Raw genomic sequence first — 19,324 nt, 5'->3', positions numbered from 1 at the left:
GGTCCGGTTCAGACCGGTTGCATGTCCTCGACGGGCTCGAGGAGGGCGGCTGCCCCGGCTGCGGCGAGGGTTTCGTTCTCCTCGCTCAACCGCACGATCAGGGTTTCAAGATCAGCGACACGCTCGCGCAGCGCCCTGTTCTCGGCGGCCAGTCGCACGGCCGTCTGACGAGAGAGGAACTGCTGGTCGCTGCTCATGTAGCCGAGAAGCGCCTTGGCCATTCAAAAGCCTCCGAAAGTTGTGATGTGGACCTGACTCGGCCCGTCTTCAAGAGTCCCACCGCGGGCGGGAATGGTCAAACCACCGGCAACGTCCGTTTTCGCGAACCGTGGATTCTTGCGCCTCGAACCGTGGATTCCTGATGTGAGGACCGCAAGGATCCACGGTTGGCGCATCAAGAACGCGGGGTTCGCGGGGGCTTCTGGCAGACCGGGCAGAAGTACGACGACCGGTTCATGAACGCGACCCGGCGGATCGGGGCCCCACACCGGCGGCAGGCCTCGCCCTCGCGTCCGTAGACGTTGAGGGACCGCTCGAAGTAGCCGCTCTCCCCGTTGACGTTCACGTAGAGCGCGTCGAAGGACGTGCCGCCCTGGTCGAGCGCCTGGCGCATGACCTGCTCGGCATGGCCGGCCAGCTCGCGGACCTGGCGTGCGGTCAGCTTCTCCCCCAGTCGTTCGCCGTGCAGCCCGGCCCGCCACAGCGCCTCGTCGGCGTAGATGTTGCCGACACCGCTGACCAGGGTCTGGTCGAGCAGCAGCCGTTTGACCGCGGAGGTACGCCGGCGCACCCGGCGGGTGAAATCGTCGAGGTCGAACTCGTCGTCGAGCAGGTCGCGGGCGATGTGTGCCATCTCGGGTGGCAGCTCGGCGCCGCCGGGCGAGGTGGCCAGACCGCCGAACATGCGCTGGTCGACGAAGCGGAGCTCCTGCCCGTCAGAGAGGGTCAGGCGGATCCGCAGGTGCCTCTCGTCGGGCACGGTCGGCGGCTGCACCAGCATCTGGCCGCTCATGCCGAGGTGGCCGAGGATCGCGTCACCCGAGTCGAGCGGCAGCCAGAGGTACTTGCCGCGGCGGCGGGCGGCCTCGATCGTGCGCCCGGTCAGGGACGCGACGAAGCCGGTGGGGCCGCCGGGGTCACGACGGACGGGCCGGGTGTGCAGCACCTCGACCGAGTCGATGCGGCGTCCGACGGCGTGGGTGTCGAGCCCTCGTCGTACGACCTCGACCTCGGGGAGCTCGGGCACGGCCTCAGTCGGAGACGGTGTCGGACTCGGGCTCGACCACGGACTCGGTGTCGGGCTCCGGCTCGGGCATCGGCACGGCCGAGATCTCGCCGTACGCCGTCTGCGCGGCCTGCTGCTCGGCTTCCTTCTTGGAGCGGCCGACGCCGTGGCCGTAGAGGGAGTCGCCGACCCGCACCTGGGCGGTGAACTCCTTGAGGTGATCGGGACCGGAGTCCTCGATGACGTATTCGGGCACGCCAAGGGCGCGCTCCGCGGAGAGCTCCTGGAGCGAGGTCTTCCAGTCGAGGCCGGCGCCGAGCCCGGCGGCGGCCTCCATCAGCGGGTCGAAGAGCAGGTGCACGACCGCACCGGCGTTCTCGAAGCCACCGGAGATGTAGATCGCGCCGATCACGGCCTCGACCGTGTCGGAGAGGATCGAGGCCTTGTCGCGGCCACCGGTCGACTCCTCGCCACGGCCGAGCTTGATGTGCTCACCGAGACCGATCGTGCGCGCCACCTCGGCGAGGGCGCGCGCGTTGACCACTGCGGCCCGCAGCTTCGCCAGCCTGCCCTCGGACAGGTCGGGGTGGGTGCGGAACAGCGTCTCGGTGACCACCACGCCGAGCACCGAGTCGCCCAGGAACTCCAGGCGCTCGTTGGTCGGCAGGCCGCCGTTCTCGTAGGCGAACGAGCGGTGTGTGAGGGCACGGTCCAGCAGCTCGGGATCCAGGACAGGATCGCCGAGCGCTGACCGCAACTCCTCGTACGTGAGTTCCGTGAGGTCCGGCAACGGTTCAGAGAACTCAGTCAACGGTTCAGAGAACCTGACGACGCTCGGCCTTGGCGCCGTACTGGCCGCACTCGCCGCACGCGCGGTGCGGGAGGTGCTTGGAACCGCACGCCGGGTTGGCACACGTCACGAGGGACGGCGCAACGGCCTTCCACTGCGAGCGACGGTGACGCGTGTTGCTGCGCGACATCTTCCGCTTCGGGACTGCCACTGTGATCTCCTCTGGATTCGCGAAGGCCGTTCGGCCTGCCGCTTCAGTCTGTCGTCTTGCTGTCGTCTTGCGTGAGGGCCTCGAGACCGGCCCAACGCGGGTCGATCGGCGCCTCATGGGTGTGATCGGGATCGTCGGCCAGGTGGGCACCACACTCGGTGCACAACCCGGGACAGTCCTCCTCACAGAGCGGTTGGAACGGTAGCGCAAGCACCACCGCGTCCCGCAGGACGGGCTCGAGGTCGAGCAGGTCGTCCTCGAGTCGTCGTACTTCGCTCTCTTCGTCTGCGTCGATGTCGTGGTGACCATCGTCGTAGACGTACAGCTCCTGGAACCGCGCTTCGAGCTCATCGGAGATCGGGTCCAGGCACCGCACACACTCGCCGGTGAGCCCGGTGTAGACCGTGCCCGTGACGAGAACGCCCTCCATGACCGCCTCGAGCCGCAGGTCGAGTTCGACCGGCGTGCCTTCGGCGACACCGAGGACCTCGATGCCGAGATCTGCTGGTGCCGGAACAGTCTCCGTGAATTCCTTCTGGGACCCCGGGCGGCGGCCGAGCTCGCGTGTATCGAGCACGAGCGGCGCTCTCGGGTCCAACTTCGAGGTCTTCACTTCTCCCTGTCCAGACACAACAAATCAGCCAAAGGCTACCCGGCTTCGGGGCCACTCAGCAAAACGTCTCCGGCGGGAGGCTCGTTGTTGGTTGCGTCACCCTCGAACGAGCTGCGACCGCTCAGGTTCGCGATGCCTCGCCTGACCTCCGTCAGCGTGCGCTCCAGGGAGTGTTCGAAGTTCGAGAAGCGCTGCTCGATGTAGGCGTCGGCGTCGCGTCGCAGCTGCTCGGCCTCGGTCACCGCGTCGGCGCGCACGGTCTCCGCCTCACGGGTGGCGAGCCGGAAGACCTCGGTGTCGGAGACCAGGTGGTCGCGCTTGAGCTCGGCCTGGCGGACGATCTCGATCGCCATGCCCTCGCCCTCGGCGACCACGCCGTCGCGGTCGGCCAGTACGGCGGCAGACTCACTGGTGGCGGCGGTGAACCGCTGCTCGAGCCGCTCGATCGCGTCGAGGAACTCCTGGCGGTTGATCACCGCGGAGGCCGACATCGGCATCGACCGTGCGTTCACGACCATGTCGCGCAGTGCGGCGAGCTCGGACTGTACGTCGTTCATCTGCCCTCTCCTTCGAGGCGGCGTTTCTCGTCGAGTCGCACGGCCAGGCGCTCGCGCACGAAGTCGGGCACGAGTCCGGACACGTCACCGCCGAACATGGCGACCTCCTTGACCAGGCTCGAGGCGAGGAAGGAGTACTCCGGGCTGGTGGGCACGAAGACGGTCTCGATGTCGGCCAGGCTGGAGTTCATCTGGGCCATCTGCAGCTCGTAGTCGAAGTCGCTGACCGCGCGCAGGCCCTTGACGATCGCGTGGATGTCACGGTCCTGGCAGTAGGTCGTGAGCAGCCCCGAGAACCCGTCGACGGTCACGTTCTTGAACTCGCGGCACGCCTCGCGCAGCATGTCGATGCGCTCGTCGGCGGAGAAGAGCCGGTTCTTCGACTTGTTGACCCCGACGGCGACCACGACCTCGTCGAAGAGGAGCGAAGCCCTCGACACGATGTCGATGTGACCGTTGGTGACCGGATCGAAGGATCCTGGACAGACAGCTCTGCGCACTGGACTCCTACTCCTCTGGCTCGTCGGATGGATCCGGAGCCTGGTCTGGATCCTCCTGTGGATCGCGCTCTGGATCTTGTTCTGGATCGGCCGCGTGACCATATCTCAGCACGGTCTCGCCATAACGCTTGTCGCGCCAGCCTTCGATACCCGCAGGCCAGCGATGTGACGAACCCCTCCTTCCGCGCTCGACCACGACCAGCGCACCGGGGGCCATCCAGTCGTGCGCGACGAGCAGCCCGAGCATGGCCTCGACCTCGTCGTCGGGCAGGGGGTAGGGCGGGTCCGCGAACACCACGTCGTACGCCGACCCGGGTGGGCGCACCAGTGCGGTGGTGACCGAGGTGGGGACCACGTCGACGCCGGTGAACCCGAGCATGCGCACGTTGCTGGAGATCAGCGTTGCGGTGCGCCGGTCCTGCTCGACCAACGTCACCGCCGAGGCCCCACGTGAGCGGGCCTCCAGGCCGACGGCGCCGGAGCCGGCGTACAGGTCGAGGAAGCGGAGGCCGCTCAACGTGCCGGCCCAGGACTCGATGGCCGAGAACAACGCCTCACGCACGCGGTCGCTGGTCGGACGGGTGGCGTGGCCGTGGGGCGTCTCGAGTCGCCGTCCGCCGGCGGTGCCGCCGATGATGCGCGTCATGCGGGGTCCCCGGTCAAACCGCAGCGCAGCGAGGATTTGTCTGGGGTGCTCATGAACGCTCCATGAAGTCACTCTTGCTCGACCGTTCGAGCTCGTCGACCCGCTCGGCCAGCAGGGGCGCGACGGCGAGCGACGGGTCGTCGGCGACCAGCTTCTCGGCGGCGTCACGCGCGGCCACGATGGTCTTCTCGTCACGCAGCACCTTGAGGTGGCGCAGGCTGGACCGGAAGCCCGACTGACCGGCACCGAGCACGTCACCCTCCTGGCGTTGTTCGAGGTCGATGCGGGAGAGCTCGAACCCGTCGGTCGACCCTGCCACGGCATCGAGTCGATCACGTGCCGGCGAACCGGTCTCACTGTGGGTGACCATCAGGCAGAGACCGGGCAGCCCGCCACGACCCACGCGACCGCGCAGCTGGTGCAGCTGCGAGACCCCGAAACGGTCGGCGTCGAGCAGCACCATCGTGGTGGCGTTGGCGACGTCGACGCCGACCTCGATGACGGTGGTGGAGACCAGCACGTCGATGTCGCCGGCGGAGAAGGCGCGCATCACGCGGTCCTTGTCGTCGGGCGGCATCTTGCCGTGGAGCATCTCGACCCTGAGGCCGGACAGGGCGCCACCGGACAGCTCGGGTGCGAGCTCCTCGACCGCCGCCAGCTGGCCCTCGCGGACGGACGGCAGCACGTCTCCGTCGTCGTCGACGTCGAGCTGGTCGACCTGCCCCTCCTCGGCCTCGTCGCCGCCGATGCGGGGGCACACGACGTAGACCTGGTGCCCCTTGCCGACCTCTTCGCGAACGCGTTCCCAGACCCGGTTGAGCCACTGGGGCTGGTCCTTGAGCGGCACGACGGTCGACTGGATGGGCGCGCGCCCGGCCGGAAGCTCACGCAGGGTGGAGACCTCGAGGTCCCCGAACACCGTCATCGCCACGGTGCGTGGAATGGGTGTCGCGGTCATCACGAGCACGTGCGGCGGCGCGCCGGCCTTGTCGGTCAGCGCCGCCCGTTGCTCGACGCCGAAGCGGTGCTGCTCGTCGACGACGACCAGGCCGAGGTCGGCAAACTGCACCTTGTCCTCGAGGAGCGCGTGGGTGCCGATCACCAACCCTGCTTCCCCGCTGGCCATCCGCAACATCGCCTCCTGGCGGGCGGCCTTGCCCATCGACCCCGTGAGCAGGGCGATGGTGGTGGCGTCGGCGGCACCGCCGAGCATGCCTCCCGCGGCCAGGTCGCCGAGCATGGCTCCGATCGACCGGTGGTGCTGCTGGGCCAGCACCTCCGTCGGGGCAAGGAGCGCGGCCTGTCCCCCGGAGTCGACGACGCGCAGCATGGCGCGCAGCGCGACCAGGGTCTTGCCGGAGCCGACCTCTCCCTGGAGGAGCCGGTTCATCGGGTGTGGCTGGGCGAGGTCGTGCTCGAGCTCGTCGCCGATCGCACGCTGGCCCTCGGTCAGCGTGAACGGAAGACGCTCGTCGAAGGCGGCCAGCAGACCGCCCCCACCGGTGCGGGCGCGGGCGCCCAGTGCCCGGACGGCCGCTCGACGCCTGGCCATCACCAACTGGGTGACCAGGGCCTCCTCGAACCGGAAGCGCTTGCGGGCGGCACCGAGCTGGCCGTAGTCGTCGGGCGAGTGGATCCAGCGCATCGCGGTGTGCAGGTCGACCACGCCGTGCTCGTCACGCAACCAGTCGGGCAGGGCATCGGGCATGTCGTCGACTACGGTCAGGGCGAAGCTCACCACCCGCTGGATGTCCCACGTCTCGACGGGACCGGTGACCCGGTAGATCGGGAACAGCGCCTTCAGGCTCTCGGCCATCGCCCGCGCCGACTCGGCCCGCGCGTCGTCGGGGTCGTCGGTGAGCATCACCATCTGCGGATGGTTGAGCTGCCAGTTGCCGTTGAAGGTGCTCACCTTGCCCGTGAAGACGCCCTTCGCACCGGGTGTGAGACGGGCCGCCTGCCAGTCGGCGACCCCCTTGTTGCGGGCGAACAGCGTCATCCGCAACGCCGGGCCGTCGGTCTTGACCACGGCCTCGACACGGAACGCCTGCCGGTGGGTCCGGCGGTCCTGGTACGACGCCACACGGGTGCTGACCACGTCGGCCACGACCGTCAGCGGCTGGCCCTCGACCAGGCCGCTGACCTCGGTCACCTCGCCCGTCTTCAGGTAGGTGCGCGGCAGGTGCCAGAGCAGGTCGCCGACGGTGCGCATGCCGAGCTTCTCCTGCAGGGCCTTGGCCTTGCTGGCGTCCTTCTTGCCGCTGCCGAGGACGGTCGCGATCGATGAGTCGAGGGTGATGCCGGTCATGGTGCTCCGAGGCCTCCGGTGGTTCGGTCGCGGGTCATTCGACCGCGAGGAGCAACGGGTAGCGCTCCTGGCCTCCGTCGTACACCACAGCATCCACAATCGGGTACGTCGACTCGACGTACTGCTCGCAGCGTGTCGCGAGGTCACGGCCGTCGCGTCCGGCCACCAGGGTGATCAGCTCGCCACCACCGCCCACCAGTCGATCGATGACGCCGGTGGCGACGTCGTAGAGGTCCTGGCCGACGACTGCGAAGTCGCCCTCGATGACGCCGAGCACGTCTCCGGGCTCGCAGGGCCCGCCCATGGTGATCGCCTGTCGAGCGGCGATCGTCACGCCACCGTGCCGGGCGTGCCGTGCGGTGGCGGTCATGTGGAGGAGGTCCTGGTCGAACGAGCGGCCGGGCTCGTGGACGGCGACCGCAGCCAGTCCCTGGACCTGCGCCTGGGTGGCGATCACCGCGACCCGGACCTCGCCGGACTCCTCGGCAGTGCGGGCCGCGATCTCCGCGACGCGCACGGAGTCGTGGTCGTTGGGGAGCACGATGACCTCGGCCGCACCACAGGCCTCGATCGCCTCCAGGAGCATGCCGGTGCTGGGCCGCTGCCCGGGCCCGCCGGGCACCACCACGGCACCGGCTTCGGTGAACAGCTGCTCGAGTCCGGGGCCGGCTGCGACGGCGACGATCCTGCGGCCGGTGCGGGTCGACGTACGGGCTCCGGCCTCGGCGACCTGCTCGGCGAAGTGGGTGACCCGCACGCGGTGCGGGCGGCCGGCCACGATGCCGGCCTCGATGGCGGCACCGACGTCGTCGACGTGCACATGCACGTTCCACAGCCCCTCGCCGCCGACCACGACCAGGGAGTCGCCCAGTCCGGCCAGGGTGACCTTGAGCGTGCCGACCGCGTCGTCGTCGGCGTCGAGGAGGTACATCACCTCGTAGGACGGACCGTCGGGATGCAGGTCGCCGGTCGGCATCGGGCGCGGGATGTGCGGGGCGCTGCGCGGGGCGGTGATCGGGCGGCGCCCGGTCAGGGTCGTCTCGGCCGCGTCGAGCAGCACGCACAGTCCGCGACCACCGGCGTCGACGACACCGGCGTCGGCGAGGGCCTTCAGCTGCGTGGGGGTGCGGGCCAGGGCCTCGCGGGCGGCCTCTGCGGCGCAGGCGAGCACGTCGGTGGTGCGCGCCTCGGGGTCATCTGCCCTGGCGAGCGCCGCGTCGGACGCGGCACGGGCCACCGTGAGGATCGTGCCCTCGACCGGGGTGCCGACGGCGGCGTAGCTGGCGTCGGTGGACTCGTGCAGGGCCTCGGCGAACACCTTCGCGTACCTGGTCTCCGGGCTGGCCCGGACCAGGCGGGCCGCGATGGCCCGCAGCATCTGCGACAGGATCACGCCGGAGTTGCCCCGCGCACCGAGCAGCGCACCGCGTGAGAAGGCGGCCAGCGCCGGCCCCAGCTCCGCGGCCTCGTTGCCGTCGGTGGCCTGCAGCAATGCCTCCCGGGCGGCCGAGACGGTGAGGAACATGTTGGTTCCGGTGTCGCCGTCCGGGACCGGGTAGACGTTGAGCGCGTCGATCTCCTCGCGAGCGTCACTGAGGGCCGACGTCGCGATGTCGACGAACTTCAGGATCGTGGGCAGGTCGAACCTCTGGTCCTGCATCGTCACCTCCGTCGTCGTCTCCATGTGCTGCGCACAGGCTAGTGTCTGGAACGATTTCCTTCTTCGGGTGCCCATCAGATACTCTTGTTCGGTTGCCCGGGAGCCGACCTGCTCCGGGCCCATCTCGTTCCAACATCGACTTTCCAGGAGTTCACGGTGGCTGCCGTCTGTGACATCTGCGCCAAGAAGCCGGGCTTCGGTAACAACCGGCCCTGGTCGCGCAAGATTACGAAGCGTCGCTTCAACCCGAACATTCAGCGCGTCCGCGCCACCGTCAACGGTGCGCCGAAGCGACTGAACGTCTGCACCGGCTGCCTGAAGGCTGGCAAGGTCTCCCGCTGACCTGAACGCACAGAGCCCCCTGACCGTGAGGTCCGGGGGCTCTTTTGCGTCCCCCGCCCTCTGCGTCCCCGCCCTCGTGCAACGCTCCGTCCATGACACTTCGCACCCCACCAGCAGGGGGCAAAGTGTCAACAGGGGCGCGGAAGTCGCCTGGCAGGACTCAGAAGTGCGTCCAGCCGGTCGGGCCGTCGTACGGCGCACCGTCGACCGTGACCACCGGACCGTCCTCACCGGGCTCCGAGACCGTGCCGATCACCTGCCAGCCCTCGGGTACGACGTCGGCGCTGGCGAACGTGGCCAGCAGTGGGTGGTCGTCGCCGCCGCCCAGGATGAACTGGATCGGGTCGGCACCGAGGGCCGCGCCGACGGCATGCAGGGGCTCCGCGATCTCGAACGACGCCGTGCGGATGTCGATGGCCACCCCTGAGGCCTCGGCGACGTGGGCCGCGTCGGCGAGGAGTCCGTCGGAGACGTCGATCATCGACGTCGCGCCGGCATCGGCGGCCACCTGCCCGGCGGCGTACGGCGGCGCGGGGCGGCGGTAGGCCTCGACCAGGACGCGCGGGGACCGGAAGCCGCGACCGAGGACGGCGAGCCCTCCGGCGGCCCAGCCCTGGCGGCCGCACAGTGCCACCACGTCGCCCGCCTCCGCGCCGGAGCGTACGACGGGGGCGACCGTGCAGGCACCGATCACGGTGACCGAGATGACCAGAACCTCCGAGCGCGTCACGTCGCCGCCGACGACGCTGGCGCCGACCTTGGCGCACTCGTCGGCGAACCCGTGTGCGAAGTCGAGCGCCCACTGGGCGGGCAGGTCTGCGGGTGCCGCGAGGCCGATCGTCAACGAGGTCGCGGTGCCGCCCATGGCGTTGATGTCGGAGAGGTTCTGCGCCGCGGCGCGGGCGCCGACGTCGGCCGCACCGGCCCAGTCCCGACGGAAGTGTCGCCCCTCGACCATCATGTCGGTGGACACCACCACGTGGCCGCTGCGCACCCGCAGGACAGCCGCATCGTCACCCGGGCCGATCAGCACGTGCTCGCCCTGCTCGAAGATTCCGCTGAGGGCGGAGATCAGTCCGAACTCGCCGACGTCGGCGAGTGTGGCATCAGGGGAGAACGGCGTTGCGGGCATGTGCCTCATCCCATCAGGCAAGAATCGCCACCACCTACCGACACGCGGGCCCGAGGCGGTAGGTTGACGTGGCAATGTCCACAACAGACCGAGGAGCTCCCATGGTCGTCCAGGCCTACATCCTGATCCAGACCGATGTCGGCAAGGCCGCTGAGGTTGCCACGTCCATTGCCCAGATCAAGGGCGTCACCCTGGCCGAAGACGTCACGGGTCCCTACGACGTGATCGTGCGCGCCGAGGCCCGCAACGTCGACGAACTCGGCAAGCTGGTCGTCTCCAAGGTGCAGAACCTCGAGGGCATCACCCGCACGCTGACCTGCCCGGTCGTCCACATCTGATCCAGGTGCGACCACGCAGTTCGCGTCGGCGCCCCGTGCCCGCCCGGGCATGGGGCGCTGTCGCGTCTGCTGCACTGCTGCTCGTGTCCGGCTGCTCCGGGGCCGTCGAGATCGACTCACCCGACGTCGACGACGCGACCCGCGCCACGTGCGAGTCGTTCCTCGACGCGCTGCCCGACACGCTCTCCGGTGAGTCCTCGGTCGACGTCGAACCCGACGACGCCCTGGGCCGGGCGTGGGGCGATCCGCCGATCGTGGTGACCTGCGGCGTCGACAAGGCCGAGGGGTTCAACAAGTTCTCCGCGTGCTGGGAGGCCAACGGCGTCGGGTTCTACGCTCCCGACGACCAGCTCACCGACCCCGCCGCCGACATGGTGCTGACCACGATCGGGTTCACCCCGCGCGTGGAGATCCGGGTGCCCGGCGAGCTGCGGCCGCCCGATGCGGTCACCGTCGACGTCGGCACCGCGGTGAAGAAGCACCTCGAGCGCGACGGCCACCCCTGCGTCTGAGGGGCCCGAACGTCAGGGAGTATCCCGACTTTGGGGCCCGAACGTCAGGGAGTATCCCGACTTTGGGGCCCGAACGTCAGGGAGTATCCCGACTGAGGGGCCGGAACGTCAGGGAGTATCAGGCGTGTTCAGCGGAGGCCGAGGTCGCGAGCCAACGCCAACCGGATCAGCCGGTCGACCAGCTCGGGGTAGTCGACGCCGCTGGCCGCCCACATCCGCGGGAACATCGACAGGCTGGTGAAGCCGGGCATCGTCTCGACCTCGTTGAGCACGATCCGGCCGTCGTCGAAGACGAAGAAGTCGACCCGGGCCAGCCCCTCGACGTCGAGGGCCTCGAACGCGCGGACGGCGTACGCCTTGACCCGGTCGGCCAGCTCGGGCTCGAGCTTGGCAGGTACGTCGAGGGCGGTGTTCTCCTCGGGGAGGTACTTCGCCTCGAAGTCATAGAACTGGTGGTGCGGGTCGACCCTGATCTCGGCGAGCTCGCTGGTGAGGTGGGCCTCGTTGCCCTCCCCCTGGAGTACGCCGCACTCGACCTCGCGGGCTCCGATGGCGGCCGCCTCGACGATCACCTTCGGGTCGAAGCGGCGTGCCTCGTCGAGCGCGGCGTCGAGCTGGTCGACGGAGTTGACCCGGCTGATCCCGAAGCTGGAGCCGGCCCGGGCCGGCTTCACGAAGACCGGGAACCCGAGCTCCTCGATGCGGTTGCGGCAGCCGGCCTCGTCACGCGACCAGTCACGCGGCGTGATCACGACGTACGGCAGGACGGGGAGGTCCTGCGCCTCGAAGAGCAGCTTCATGAACGCCTTGTCGGTGCCCACGGCCGACGACAGCACGCCGGCGCCGACGTAGCGGACCCCGGCCATCTCGAGCAGTCCCTGGAGGGTGCCGTCCTGGCCGAACGGCCCGTGCATGACCGGGAAGACCACGTCGACCTCACCGAGCGTCTCCACCCCCGCGATCTCCGAGGAACCGGCCGCACCCGGGCGCATCACGAGTGAGCTGGTCTCGCCGGGGCTCAGCGCAACCTCCTGCTCCCCCACGACCATCGGCAGCTCGCCGGCCTCGCCGAGGGCGAGCGGGTTCGCGTCGGGGTTCTCCAGCACCCAGGTGCCGGTGGTGGTGATGCCGATCGGCACGACGTCGTACTTCTCGCGGTCGATCGCCTTCAGCACGCTGCCGGCCGAGATGCACGAGATCGAGTGCTCGCTGGAGACGCCTCCGAAGACGACGGCGACACGGGGCTTCCTGGTCTGATCAGTCATAAGGCGTCAGACCCTAGCGCTGTACGGCGTCGAGTTCCGCCTTGGTGAGGACGGGTCGCACCTCGAGTTGCACGTCGTCCAGCGGGTTGACGCCCTCGGGGCTGCGGTCGATCGCACACACCACCACCTCGACGACGGCACCGGCCGCACGGAGTGCGTTCGTGGCATCGCGTACGGCGCCACCAGTGGTGATCACGTCCTCGATGATGGTGATCCGACGGCCCTCGACGTCCGGCCCCTCTGCGAGCTTGCAGGTGCCGTACTCCTTGGCCTTCTTGCGCACGAACAGCGCGGGCAGGTTCATCCGCATGCTCAGCGCGGTGACGATCGGGATGCCGCCGAGCTCGAGGCCGCCGAGCAGTTCGGTGCCCTCGGGCACCAGGTCGACCATCTGGTCGGCGACCCGGCCCAGCAGGACCGGGTCCGATTCGAAGAGGTACTTGTCGAAGTACTCGTGGGACACCTGGCCGGAGCGGAGGGTGAACTCCCCGCTCAGTCGGCAGCAGGCATCGATGTCGCGGGCGAGGGTGGTGTCGTTCGTCTCGTCAGTCACGGGCCCCATCATGTCGCACGGCCGAGACCTCCTAATGTGGTGCCCATGCCTGAGAAGCCGTTGCGCCCCGCCACCGTTGCCGTCACCTCCGGTCGCCCGAAGGCCGAGCCGGATGCTCCACTGAACGTCCCGATCACCATGGCGTCGACGTACGTCGCCGGCGGCAACCTCGAGTACGGCCGCTACGGCAACCCGACCTGGACGGCGTTCGAGGATGCCCTCGGTGACCTCGAAGGCGGACGCTGTCTGTCGTTCGCGTCGGGCCTGGCCGCGGTGTCCACGATCTTCGACCTGGTCGGCCAGGGGCAGACCGTCGTGGCCCCGCGTCACTCCTACACGGGCACGATCATGCAGCTCGCCGACCTGGAGTCCCGCGGACGTGTGAGCGCGCGCCTCGTCGACATCACGAACACCGCCGAGGTGGTCGCCGCCTGTGAGGACGCCTCACTGGTGTGGCTCGAGTCGCCGACGAACCCGGCGCTCGAGGTGGCCGACATCCCCGCGATCCGCGCCGCTGCCCACGAGGCCGGCGCCTACGTCGTGGTCGACAACACCTTCGCCACTCCCCTGCTGCAGCGGCCCCTCGAGATGGACGTCGACATCGTGGTCCACTCGGCCACGAAATACATCGCCGGGCACAGCGACGCGTTGATGGGCGCGATCGTCACGCGCGACGCCGAGCTGTTCGACGTACTCAAGAAGCGACGCGACCTGATCGGCGCCGTGCCCGGCACGCTCGAGGCCTACCTGGCGCTGCGCGGCCTGCGCACCCTTCACCTCCGCGTCGAGCGCGCGGAGTCCAACGCGAAGGAGCTGGTACGTCGACTCGAGGAGCACCCGGCGATCGGCGAGGTCCGCTACCCGGGGTTCGGCGGCATCGTCTCGATCGTGTTGGCGCAGGGCGCGATGGCCGCCGACCTGCTGACCCGCAAGACGTCGCTGTGGATCCACGCCACCAGCCTCGGCGGCGTCGAGTCGACCTTCGAGCGCCGGCGTCGCTGGGCCAGCGAGGCCTCCACCATCCCCGACGGGCTCGTGCGGATGTCAGTCGGCATCGAGGACGTCGAGGACCTTTGGGACGACCTGCGCACGTCGCTCGACGACCTGGTGTGACGCTGCTGCGTCAACCGGTACCGCACTGGCCAGACCTCGTCCCCCGGTCTGACCTGCCTGTCGCACTCAGTCGTGCTCGGGCTTGGGGTCGCGGGCGATGAAGCCGTCCATCATGCCGGAGACCGTGAGGCGGCCCGCCACGACCTCGGTGACCGCCTCGGCGAGCGGTGCGTCGACGCCGTTGCGACGGGCCAGGTCGAGGATCGAGGCACACGACTTGGCGCCCTCGGCGACCTGGTTGGTCGTCGCGTAGATCTCCTCCGCGGTCATCCCCTGTCCGAGCTTCTCGCCGAACGTGCGGTTGCGGGACAGCGGTGAGGAACAGGTGGCGACGAGGTCGCCGAGCCCGGCCAGCCCCATCATCGTCATCGGGTTCGCGCCGAGCTTGATGCCCAGGCGGGCCGTCTCGGCCAGCCCACGCGTGATCACCGACGCGGTGGTGTTGTCGCCGAAGCCCAGCCCGACCGCCATGCCGACCCCGAGGCCGACGACGTTCTTGTAGGCGCCACCCAGCTCGCAGCCGACCACGTCGACCGAGGTGTAGGGACGGAACGCCTTCGAGTGCACCAGTGCCTGGATGCGCTGGGCCACGTCGTGGTCCTCGCAAGCCACGACGGAGGCGGCGGGCTCACGGCGGGCGATCTCGCGGGCAAGGTTCGGGCCGCTGACCACGGCGATGCGCTCGGGGCCGGCGTCGGTCACCTCGGCGATCACCTCGCTCATCCGCTTCACGGTGCCGAGCTCGACGCCCTTCATCAGCGAGACCATCACCGCGTTCTTCGGGATGTACGGCGCCCACTCGGTGAGGTTCGCCCGGAGGGTCTGCGACGGCACGGTGAGTACGACGACCTCGGCCCCGGCGAGCGCCTTCTCGGGGTCGGTGGTGGCCTTTATCGTGTGCGGCAGCTCGATGCCGGCCATGTAGTCGGTGTTCTCGTGCTTGTCGTTGATGTTCGCGCACACCTCGTCGCGACGGGCCCACATGGTCACGTCGCTGCCGGCGTCGGCGAGGATCATCGAGAACGCAGTCCCCCACGAACCGGCACTGAAGACTGCCACCTTGCTCATCAGTTGTCCTTGCCCTTCTTCTGCTGCTTGTGGGGGTTGCCGGTCATGCTCACACCGGCCTTGCGCGGATCGAAGCGTTCGGCCGGGGCCGTCTCGCCACGGATGTCTTCGAGCAGCCCGGTGATCGCGGCCATCACCCGGTCGGTGGCGGTCTGCACCGACTGGAGGGAGAGGCGCTCCTTCTCCGGCAGCGCGAGGAGGTCGTCGAGGTCGACGGGGTCACCGGCCTTGACCGTGACGGTCCTGCGCGGGATCACGTGCACCCGGTGACCGTAGGGCGCGAGGACGTCCTGGACTCCCCAGTGCGCCACGGGGATCACGGGGCACCTGGTCTCGAGGGCGATGCGGGCGGCACCGGACTTGCCTGTCATCGGCCAGAGACCGGGGTCACGGGTGATGGTGCCTTCGGGGTAGACGACGACGCACTGCCCCTCACGCACTGCCTGCACGGCGGCGGTGTAGGCACCGACGGCGTCCGCGGTCTGGCGAGCCACCGGGATCTGCCCGGCCGAGTTGAGGAAGGTGCGGAGGAACTTGTTGGAGAAGAGTCCGGCCTTCGCGAGATAGCGGGCCATCCGGCCGTGGTCGTAGAGGAAGTGGCCGGCCATCATCGGGTCGATGTGGGAGACGTGGTTGAGCACCACGACGCAGCCGCCGCTGGCCGGGATCTTCTCTCCGTCGATCCAGACCCGCTTCGACACTGCGAGCAGGGTCGGCTTCATCACGGCCACTGCAAGGCCGAAGGCCCATCCACGGGGTTGGTCGAGATCACGAACGGTCAAGGCGCCTCTTTCATCCTTCGCACGCGACCTTGCCGTGATCGCGCTGCAACGTGCCAGCAGGCTACTCGGTGCCGGCCGCGACTGCCCTCGGGCACGCGGTCGAGAGAAGGGTGGGAGAATCTTCGCGATGTCCAGTCAGCCCTCGTTCGTCGTCCTCGTGCCGGTCAAGCCACCGTCGATCGGCAAGTCGCGCCTGTCCACGATGCCCGATCCGCAACGGATCTCGCTGGCCACTGCGTTCGCGCGCGACACGATCTCGGCCGCGCGCCGGGCGTCTCGGGTCGCCGAGGTCATGGTGGTCACCGATGACCACCGGTTCGCCGCACTCGCCGTCGCCGAGGGCTGCTCCGTCCTGCCCGACGGGGTGCACGGCGACCTCAACGGCACACTCGTGCAGGCCGCCCACGAGTGCGCGCGGCGCTGGCCGGCGTACGGCCTTGCGGCGCTGTGCGGCGACCTGCCCGCACTGCGGCCGGACGACCTCGACGAGGCGCTGGCGCAGGTGCCGGCCGACGGTCCCGCGTTCGTGACCGACGCCCTCGGCACAGGCACCACGATGTACGCCGCCCGCTCGCTCGGCCACTTCGACCCGGACTTCGGCGGGGAGTCCGCGCGACGCCACCGCGAGGCCGACGCCCTGCCCATCGACGGCGAACTGTCGAGCCTGCGACAGGACGTCGACGAGGCGGGCGACCTGGGCCGGGCCATGGTGCTCGGCGTCGGGGACCACACCAACGCCACCCTCTGAACGACGGCGGCGCCGCCTCCCGTTGGCGGGAGACGGCGCCGGATCGAGCAGTCGGCGGATCAGGCCTTCTTGGCGGGAGCCTTCTTCGCSGGYGCCTTCTTCGCAGCAGCCTTGGCSGGAGCCTTCTTGGCGGGCGCCTTCTTGGCMGCGGCCTTGGTCGCCGTCGTCTTCGCCGGAGCAGCAGCCTTGGTGGCCTTCTTCGCCGGCGCCTTCTTCGCGGGCGCCTTCTTGGCTGCGGCCTTGGTGGCTGCACCTGCTGCACTGGCCGCCTTCTTGGCCGGTGCAGTCGCCTTGGCCAGGGTGAGCTTCGGCAGCTTCTTCGCACCGGAGATCACGGCCTTGAGGTCGGCACCCGGGGTGAACTTCGGGATCGCCTTCTTCTTGGCCCGCATCTTCTCGCCGGTGCGCGGGTTCCGCACCGTGCGCGCCTCGCGGATCTTCTTCTCGAACGAGCCGAAGCCCGTGATGGCGACCTTCTCCCCCTTGGCGACCTCACGGGTGATGGTGTCCAGGACGGACTCCAGCGCGTGGGCGGCGGCCTTCCGGTTGCCCTCGTAGCGTGCGGCCAGGGTGTCGATGAGCTGAGTCTTGTTCACTAGCTTCCCTTCCAATGAACCAATCCGGCCGAGCTCCTGCCCGACATCTCCCATGCACGCTAGGCATTCGTGGCTCAACTCACAATGACCACGGCGCGTTTTCGACCGAATTCCTTTACGGGAAATTCGCGGTCCAGACCACCATTTCCCTTGTCCGGTGTGGAATTGGGTTCCGAGGAGAAGTCGTGAAATGCGCGAATCCCTTGCCAGGCAAGGGATTCGCGGTCAATCAGTCAGAAGTAGAGGCTCTCAAAGAGTCGCCGGCTTCCACGCAGGACGATTTGATTCGTATGCCGCGATGTCGACCTCGTTCGACAGCGTGATGCCGATGTCGTCGAGCCCGTTGAGCAGCCGGTAGCGCGTGTAGTCGTCGATGTCGAAGGAATCCTCGATCGCGTCAGGCCCTTCTCCGGCCCTCACGGTGCGGCTCTCGAGGTCGACGGTGACCGTCGCGCCCGGGTGCTCGGCGAGGTGGTCCCAGATCTTCTGCACGACCTTCTCGTCGACCTGCGCCGCCAACAGTCCGGCCTTGCCGGAGTTGCCGCGGAAGATGTCGGCGAAGCGCGAGGAGATGACGGCCCTGAACCCGTAGTTCTGCAGGGCCCACACCGCGTGCTCACGCGACGAGCCGGTGCCGAAGTCGGGTCCGGCGACCAGCACCGACGCCTCGGCGTACTCCGGCTTGTTCAGCACGAAGTCGGGGTCGTTGCGCCAGGCCGCGAAGAGGCCGTCCTCGAAGCCGGTGCGGGTCACCCGCTTCAGGTAGACCGCGGGGATGATCTGGTCGGTGTCGACGTTGCTGCGCTTGAGCGGTACGGCGACACCGGTGTGGGTGGTGAACTTGTCCATGATGCTCAGGCGTCCTTTCCGGCGGTCGCGCTTGCGGAGACCAGGTCGGCGGGGGAAGACAGCGTGCCGCGCACGGCGGTGGCAGCGGCGACGGGGATCGACACGAGGTGCGTGCGACCGCCCTTGCCCTGACGTCCCTCGAAGTTGCGGTTGGACGTCGACGCGCTGCGCTCACCCGGGGTCAACTGGTCGGGGTTCATGCCCAGGCACATGGAGCAACCAGCTCCGCGCCACTCTGCGCCGGCCTCGATGAAGACCTTGTCGAGCCCTTCTTCCTGGGCCTGCAGGCGCACCCGCACCGAGCCGGGCACGACGAGCAGACGGGTGCCGTCGGCGACCTTGTGGCCCTTGATGATCTCGGCGGCGAGGCGGAGGTCCTCGATGCGACCGTTGGTGCACGAGCCGACGAACACGGTGTCGACGTGGACCTCGCGCATCGGCGTACCGGCCTCGAGGCCCATGTACTTGAGGGCGTTCTCGGCGGCGACGCGGTCCTGCTCTTCCTCGAACTCCGCGGGGATCGGGACGTTGCCGCCCAGCGGCACGCCCTGGCCGGGGTTCGTGCCCCACGTGACGAACGGCGTCATCTCGGAGGCGTCGAGCACGATCTCCTTGTCGAACTCCGCGTCGTCGTCGGTGACCAGGGTCTTCCAGTGCGCGACCGCGGCGTCCCAGTCGGCACCCTTGGGGGCCTCGGGCTTGCCCTCGATGTAGTCGAAGGTGGTCTGGTCAGGGGCGATCAGGCCGGCCTTGGCACCCCACTCGATCGACATGTTGCAGACCGTCATGCGGCCCTCCATCGAGAGCTCCTCGATGGCCTGGCCGCGGTATTCGACGATGTAGCCCTGGCCACCACCGGTGCCGGTGTGCGTGATCAGGGTGAGCACCATGTCCTTGGCGGTGACGCCCTCGGGCAGCGAGCCGTTGATGGTCACGGCCATCGTCTTCGGCTTGGCCTGCATCAGCGTCTGGGTGGCCAGCACGTGCTCGACCTCCGACGTACCGATGCCGAACGCGATGGCGCCGAACGCGCCGTGGGTGCTGGTGTGCGAGTCGCCGCACACGATGGTCATGCCGGGCTGGGTCAGTCCGAGCTGCGGGCCGACCACGTGCACGATGCCCTGCTCGATGTCGCCGAGCGGGTGCAGGCGTACGCCGAACTCCTCGGCGTTCTTGCGCAGGGTGTCGACCTGGGTCTTGGAGACCGGGTCGGCGATCGGCTTGTCCCAGTCGATGGTCGGGACGTTGTGGTCCTCGGTGGCCAGGGTCAGGTCGGGGCGACGCACCTTGCGGCCAGCGAGACGGAGACCGTCGAAGGCCTGCGGCGAGGTGACTTCGTGAATGAGGTGGAGGTCGATGAAGAGGAGGTCGGGTTCTCCTTCAGCACTGCGGACGACATGCTCGTCCCACACCTTCTCCGACAGGGTCTTGCCCATGACTTCCCTCCACGACTTTCTCGAGCGACGTTCTTCAGGTCACAGAGACTAGCTCTTGCATCCCATGATCTGAGACGGCA

The 19,324-nt window shown here is 69.0% G+C and carries 23 protein-coding genes; 5 read left to right on the top strand and 18 right to left on the bottom strand.

Translation table 11 applies throughout. The features are described 5' to 3' along the window. Positions 1-8: 8 nt before the first annotated feature. The 10 genes from ASD30_RS02085 to ASD30_RS02045 form a co-directional block, all read right to left on the bottom strand. Positions 9-221: a hypothetical protein gene (locus tag ASD30_RS02085; RefSeq protein ID WP_056676272.1), complete on the bottom strand. Its 213-nt coding sequence runs from the start codon at positions 219-221 to the stop codon at positions 9-11. Between the two features lie 173 nt (positions 222-394). Next, positions 395-1,246 carry a bifunctional DNA-formamidopyrimidine glycosylase/DNA-(apurinic or apyrimidinic site) lyase gene (gene mutM / locus ASD30_RS02080; protein WP_056676268.1) on the bottom strand — a complete coding sequence of 284 codons (852 nt, stop codon included), beginning with the start codon at positions 1,244-1,246 and terminating at the stop codon, positions 395-397. Between the two features lie 4 nt (positions 1,247-1,250). Beyond that, positions 1,251-2,036: a ribonuclease III gene (gene rnc, locus ASD30_RS02075; protein ID WP_082563498.1), complete on the bottom strand. Its 786-nt coding sequence runs from the start codon at positions 2,034-2,036 to the stop codon at positions 1,251-1,253. A gap of 4 nt (positions 2,037-2,040) precedes the next feature. Then, on the bottom strand, positions 2,041-2,226 hold the full coding sequence (gene rpmF, locus ASD30_RS25885) for a 50S ribosomal protein L32 (RefSeq protein ID WP_056890728.1): 186 nt from the start codon (positions 2,224-2,226) through the stop codon (positions 2,041-2,043). A gap of 43 nt (positions 2,227-2,269) precedes the next feature. Next, complete coding sequence (locus tag ASD30_RS02070; RefSeq protein WP_235532477.1) at positions 2,270-2,839, bottom strand: YceD family protein; 570 nt, start codon at positions 2,837-2,839, stop codon at positions 2,270-2,272. Between the two features lie 35 nt (positions 2,840-2,874). Beyond that, positions 2,875-3,396, bottom strand: coding sequence for a hypothetical protein (locus ASD30_RS02065; protein ID WP_056676259.1), 522 nt, complete (start codon positions 3,394-3,396; stop codon positions 2,875-2,877). Further along, positions 3,393-3,896, bottom strand: coding sequence for a pantetheine-phosphate adenylyltransferase (gene coaD / locus ASD30_RS02060; protein ID WP_056676255.1), 504 nt, complete (start codon positions 3,894-3,896; stop codon positions 3,393-3,395). The genes ASD30_RS02065 and coaD overlap by 4 nt, the downstream gene beginning before the upstream one ends. A gap of 7 nt (positions 3,897-3,903) precedes the next feature. Further along, complete coding sequence (gene rsmD, locus ASD30_RS02055) at positions 3,904-4,542, bottom strand: 16S rRNA (guanine(966)-N(2))-methyltransferase RsmD (protein WP_082563497.1); 639 nt, start codon at positions 4,540-4,542, stop codon at positions 3,904-3,906. A gap of 49 nt (positions 4,543-4,591) precedes the next feature. Further along, positions 4,592-6,850 (bottom strand): ATP-dependent DNA helicase RecG, encoded by a 2,259-nt coding sequence (locus ASD30_RS02050; RefSeq protein ID WP_082563496.1) that lies wholly within the window; start codon positions 6,848-6,850, stop codon positions 4,592-4,594. A gap of 34 nt (positions 6,851-6,884) precedes the next feature. Next, complete coding sequence (locus tag ASD30_RS02045; protein WP_235530015.1) at positions 6,885-8,534, bottom strand: DAK2 domain-containing protein; 1,650 nt, start codon at positions 8,532-8,534, stop codon at positions 6,885-6,887. A gap of 132 nt (positions 8,535-8,666) precedes the next feature. On the opposite strand from ASD30_RS02045, the gene rpmB reads away from it, so the two are divergent. Then, the gene (rpmB, locus tag ASD30_RS02040; RefSeq protein WP_056676252.1) at positions 8,667-8,852 is read left to right on the top strand and encodes a 50S ribosomal protein L28; all 186 of its coding nucleotides are present in this window, start codon (positions 8,667-8,669) and stop codon (positions 8,850-8,852) included. Between the two features lie 160 nt (positions 8,853-9,012). On the opposite strand, the gene ASD30_RS02035 is transcribed toward rpmB, so the two are convergent. Next, positions 9,013-9,984 carry a thiamine-phosphate kinase gene (locus ASD30_RS02035; protein WP_056676249.1) on the bottom strand — a complete coding sequence of 324 codons (972 nt, stop codon included), beginning with the start codon at positions 9,982-9,984 and terminating at the stop codon, positions 9,013-9,015. Positions 9,985-10,085: 101 nt separating this feature from the next. Here ASD30_RS02035 and ASD30_RS02030 point away from each other — a divergent pair, with 101 nt between their 5' ends. Both ASD30_RS02030 and ASD30_RS02025 read left to right on the top strand, forming a co-directional pair. Next, positions 10,086-10,322 (top strand): Lrp/AsnC family transcriptional regulator, encoded by a 237-nt coding sequence (locus tag ASD30_RS02030; protein ID WP_056676246.1) that lies wholly within the window; start codon positions 10,086-10,088, stop codon positions 10,320-10,322. Between the two features lie 35 nt (positions 10,323-10,357). After that, positions 10,358-10,834, top strand: a complete 477-nt coding sequence (locus ASD30_RS02025; RefSeq protein ID WP_056676243.1) for a DUF3515 family protein — start codon at positions 10,358-10,360, stop codon at positions 10,832-10,834. Positions 10,835-10,962: 128 nt separating this feature from the next. Here ASD30_RS02025 and ASD30_RS02020 read toward each other — a convergent pair whose 3' ends face one another. Both ASD30_RS02020 and pyrE read right to left on the bottom strand, forming a co-directional pair. Continuing rightward, on the bottom strand, positions 10,963-12,099 hold the full coding sequence (locus ASD30_RS02020) for a D-alanine--D-alanine ligase family protein (RefSeq protein ID WP_056676241.1): 1,137 nt from the start codon (positions 12,097-12,099) through the stop codon (positions 10,963-10,965). Positions 12,100-12,112: 13 nt separating this feature from the next. Beyond that, positions 12,113-12,652 carry an orotate phosphoribosyltransferase gene (pyrE, locus tag ASD30_RS02015; RefSeq protein WP_235530014.1) on the bottom strand — a complete coding sequence of 180 codons (540 nt, stop codon included), beginning with the start codon at positions 12,650-12,652 and terminating at the stop codon, positions 12,113-12,115. Between the two features lie 45 nt (positions 12,653-12,697). Between pyrE and ASD30_RS02010 the strand changes: the two genes are divergently transcribed. Beyond that, entirely contained in the window at positions 12,698-13,765 is a 1,068-nt protein-coding gene (locus tag ASD30_RS02010; RefSeq protein WP_056676240.1) for a trans-sulfuration enzyme family protein, read from the top strand. A 66-nt stretch (positions 13,766-13,831) separates the two neighbouring features. On the opposite strand, the gene ASD30_RS02005 is transcribed toward ASD30_RS02010, so the two are convergent. Beyond that, positions 13,832-14,833 carry an NAD(P)H-dependent glycerol-3-phosphate dehydrogenase gene (locus tag ASD30_RS02005; RefSeq protein ID WP_056676235.1) on the bottom strand — a complete coding sequence of 334 codons (1,002 nt, stop codon included), beginning with the start codon at positions 14,831-14,833 and terminating at the stop codon, positions 13,832-13,834. Next, positions 14,833-15,615, bottom strand: a complete 783-nt coding sequence (locus ASD30_RS02000) for a lysophospholipid acyltransferase family protein (RefSeq protein ID WP_056676233.1) — start codon at positions 15,613-15,615, stop codon at positions 14,833-14,835. Before ASD30_RS02000 ends, ASD30_RS02005 begins: the two co-directional genes overlap by 1 nt. A gap of 127 nt (positions 15,616-15,742) precedes the next feature. On the opposite strand from ASD30_RS02000, the gene cofC reads away from it, so the two are divergent. Continuing rightward, positions 15,743-16,363: a 2-phospho-L-lactate guanylyltransferase gene (gene cofC, locus ASD30_RS01995; protein WP_056676221.1), complete on the top strand. Its 621-nt coding sequence runs from the start codon at positions 15,743-15,745 to the stop codon at positions 16,361-16,363. A 59-nt stretch (positions 16,364-16,422) separates the two neighbouring features. Here the strand turns inward: cofC and ASD30_RS01990 are convergent, their stop codons facing one another. The 3 genes from ASD30_RS01990 to leuC form a co-directional block, all read right to left on the bottom strand. After that, the gene (locus ASD30_RS01990) at positions 16,423-16,959 is read right to left on the bottom strand and encodes an HU family DNA-binding protein (RefSeq protein ID WP_056676218.1); all 537 of its coding nucleotides are present in this window, start codon (positions 16,957-16,959) and stop codon (positions 16,423-16,425) included. A 249-nt stretch (positions 16,960-17,208) separates the two neighbouring features. After that, on the bottom strand, positions 17,209-17,808 hold the full coding sequence (leuD, locus tag ASD30_RS01985) for a 3-isopropylmalate dehydratase small subunit (protein WP_056676216.1): 600 nt from the start codon (positions 17,806-17,808) through the stop codon (positions 17,209-17,211). Positions 17,809-17,813: 5 nt separating this feature from the next. Further along, on the bottom strand, positions 17,814-19,244 hold the full coding sequence (gene leuC, locus ASD30_RS01980) for a 3-isopropylmalate dehydratase large subunit (protein ID WP_056676211.1): 1,431 nt from the start codon (positions 19,242-19,244) through the stop codon (positions 17,814-17,816). Positions 19,245-19,324 lie beyond the last annotated feature (80 nt).

It is taken from the genome of Nocardioides sp. Root140, from assembly GCF_001426745.1.
Lineage (GTDB): Bacteria > Actinomycetota > Actinomycetes > Propionibacteriales > Nocardioidaceae > Nocardioides.
This window is presented reverse-complemented; position numbering and strand designations above follow the sequence as displayed.

Bases quoted from the DNA above. Each gene is read 5' to 3' on its own strand.
- ASD30_RS02085 (WP_056676272.1), bottom strand. From the start codon at position 221: ATGGCCAAGGCGCTTCTCGGCTACATGAGCAGCGACCAGCAGTTCCTC.
- ASD30_RS02065 (WP_056676259.1), bottom strand. From the start codon at position 3,396: ATGAACGACGTACAGTCCGAGCTCGCCGCACTGCGCGACATGGTCGTG.
- rsmD (WP_082563497.1), bottom strand. From the start codon at position 4,542: ATGACGCGCATCATCGGCGGCACCGCCGGCGGACGGCGACTCGAGACG.
- ASD30_RS02050 (WP_082563496.1), bottom strand. From the start codon at position 6,850: ATGACCGGCATCACCCTCGACTCATCGATCGCGACCGTCCTCGGCAGC.
- ASD30_RS02045 (WP_235530015.1), bottom strand. From the start codon at position 8,534: ATGGAGACGACGACGGAGGTGACGATGCAGGACCAGAGGTTCGACCTG.
- ASD30_RS02035 (WP_056676249.1), bottom strand. From the start codon at position 9,984: ATGCCCGCAACGCCGTTCTCCCCTGATGCCACACTCGCCGACGTCGGC.
- ASD30_RS02030 (WP_056676246.1), top strand. From the start codon at position 10,086: ATGGTCGTCCAGGCCTACATCCTGATCCAGACCGATGTCGGCAAGGCC.
- ASD30_RS02020 (WP_056676241.1), bottom strand. From the start codon at position 12,099: ATGACTGATCAGACCAGGAAGCCCCGTGTCGCCGTCGTCTTCGGAGGC.
- ASD30_RS02010 (WP_056676240.1), top strand. From the start codon at position 12,698: ATGCCTGAGAAGCCGTTGCGCCCCGCCACCGTTGCCGTCACCTCCGGT.
- ASD30_RS02005 (WP_056676235.1), bottom strand. From the start codon at position 14,833: ATGAGCAAGGTGGCAGTCTTCAGTGCCGGTTCGTGGGGGACTGCGTTC.
- cofC (WP_056676221.1), top strand. From the start codon at position 15,743: ATGTCCAGTCAGCCCTCGTTCGTCGTCCTCGTGCCGGTCAAGCCACCG.
- leuD (WP_056676216.1), bottom strand. From the start codon at position 17,808: ATGGACAAGTTCACCACCCACACCGGTGTCGCCGTACCGCTCAAGCGC.
- leuC (WP_056676211.1), bottom strand. From the start codon at position 19,244: ATGGGCAAGACCCTGTCGGAGAAGGTGTGGGACGAGCATGTCGTCCGC.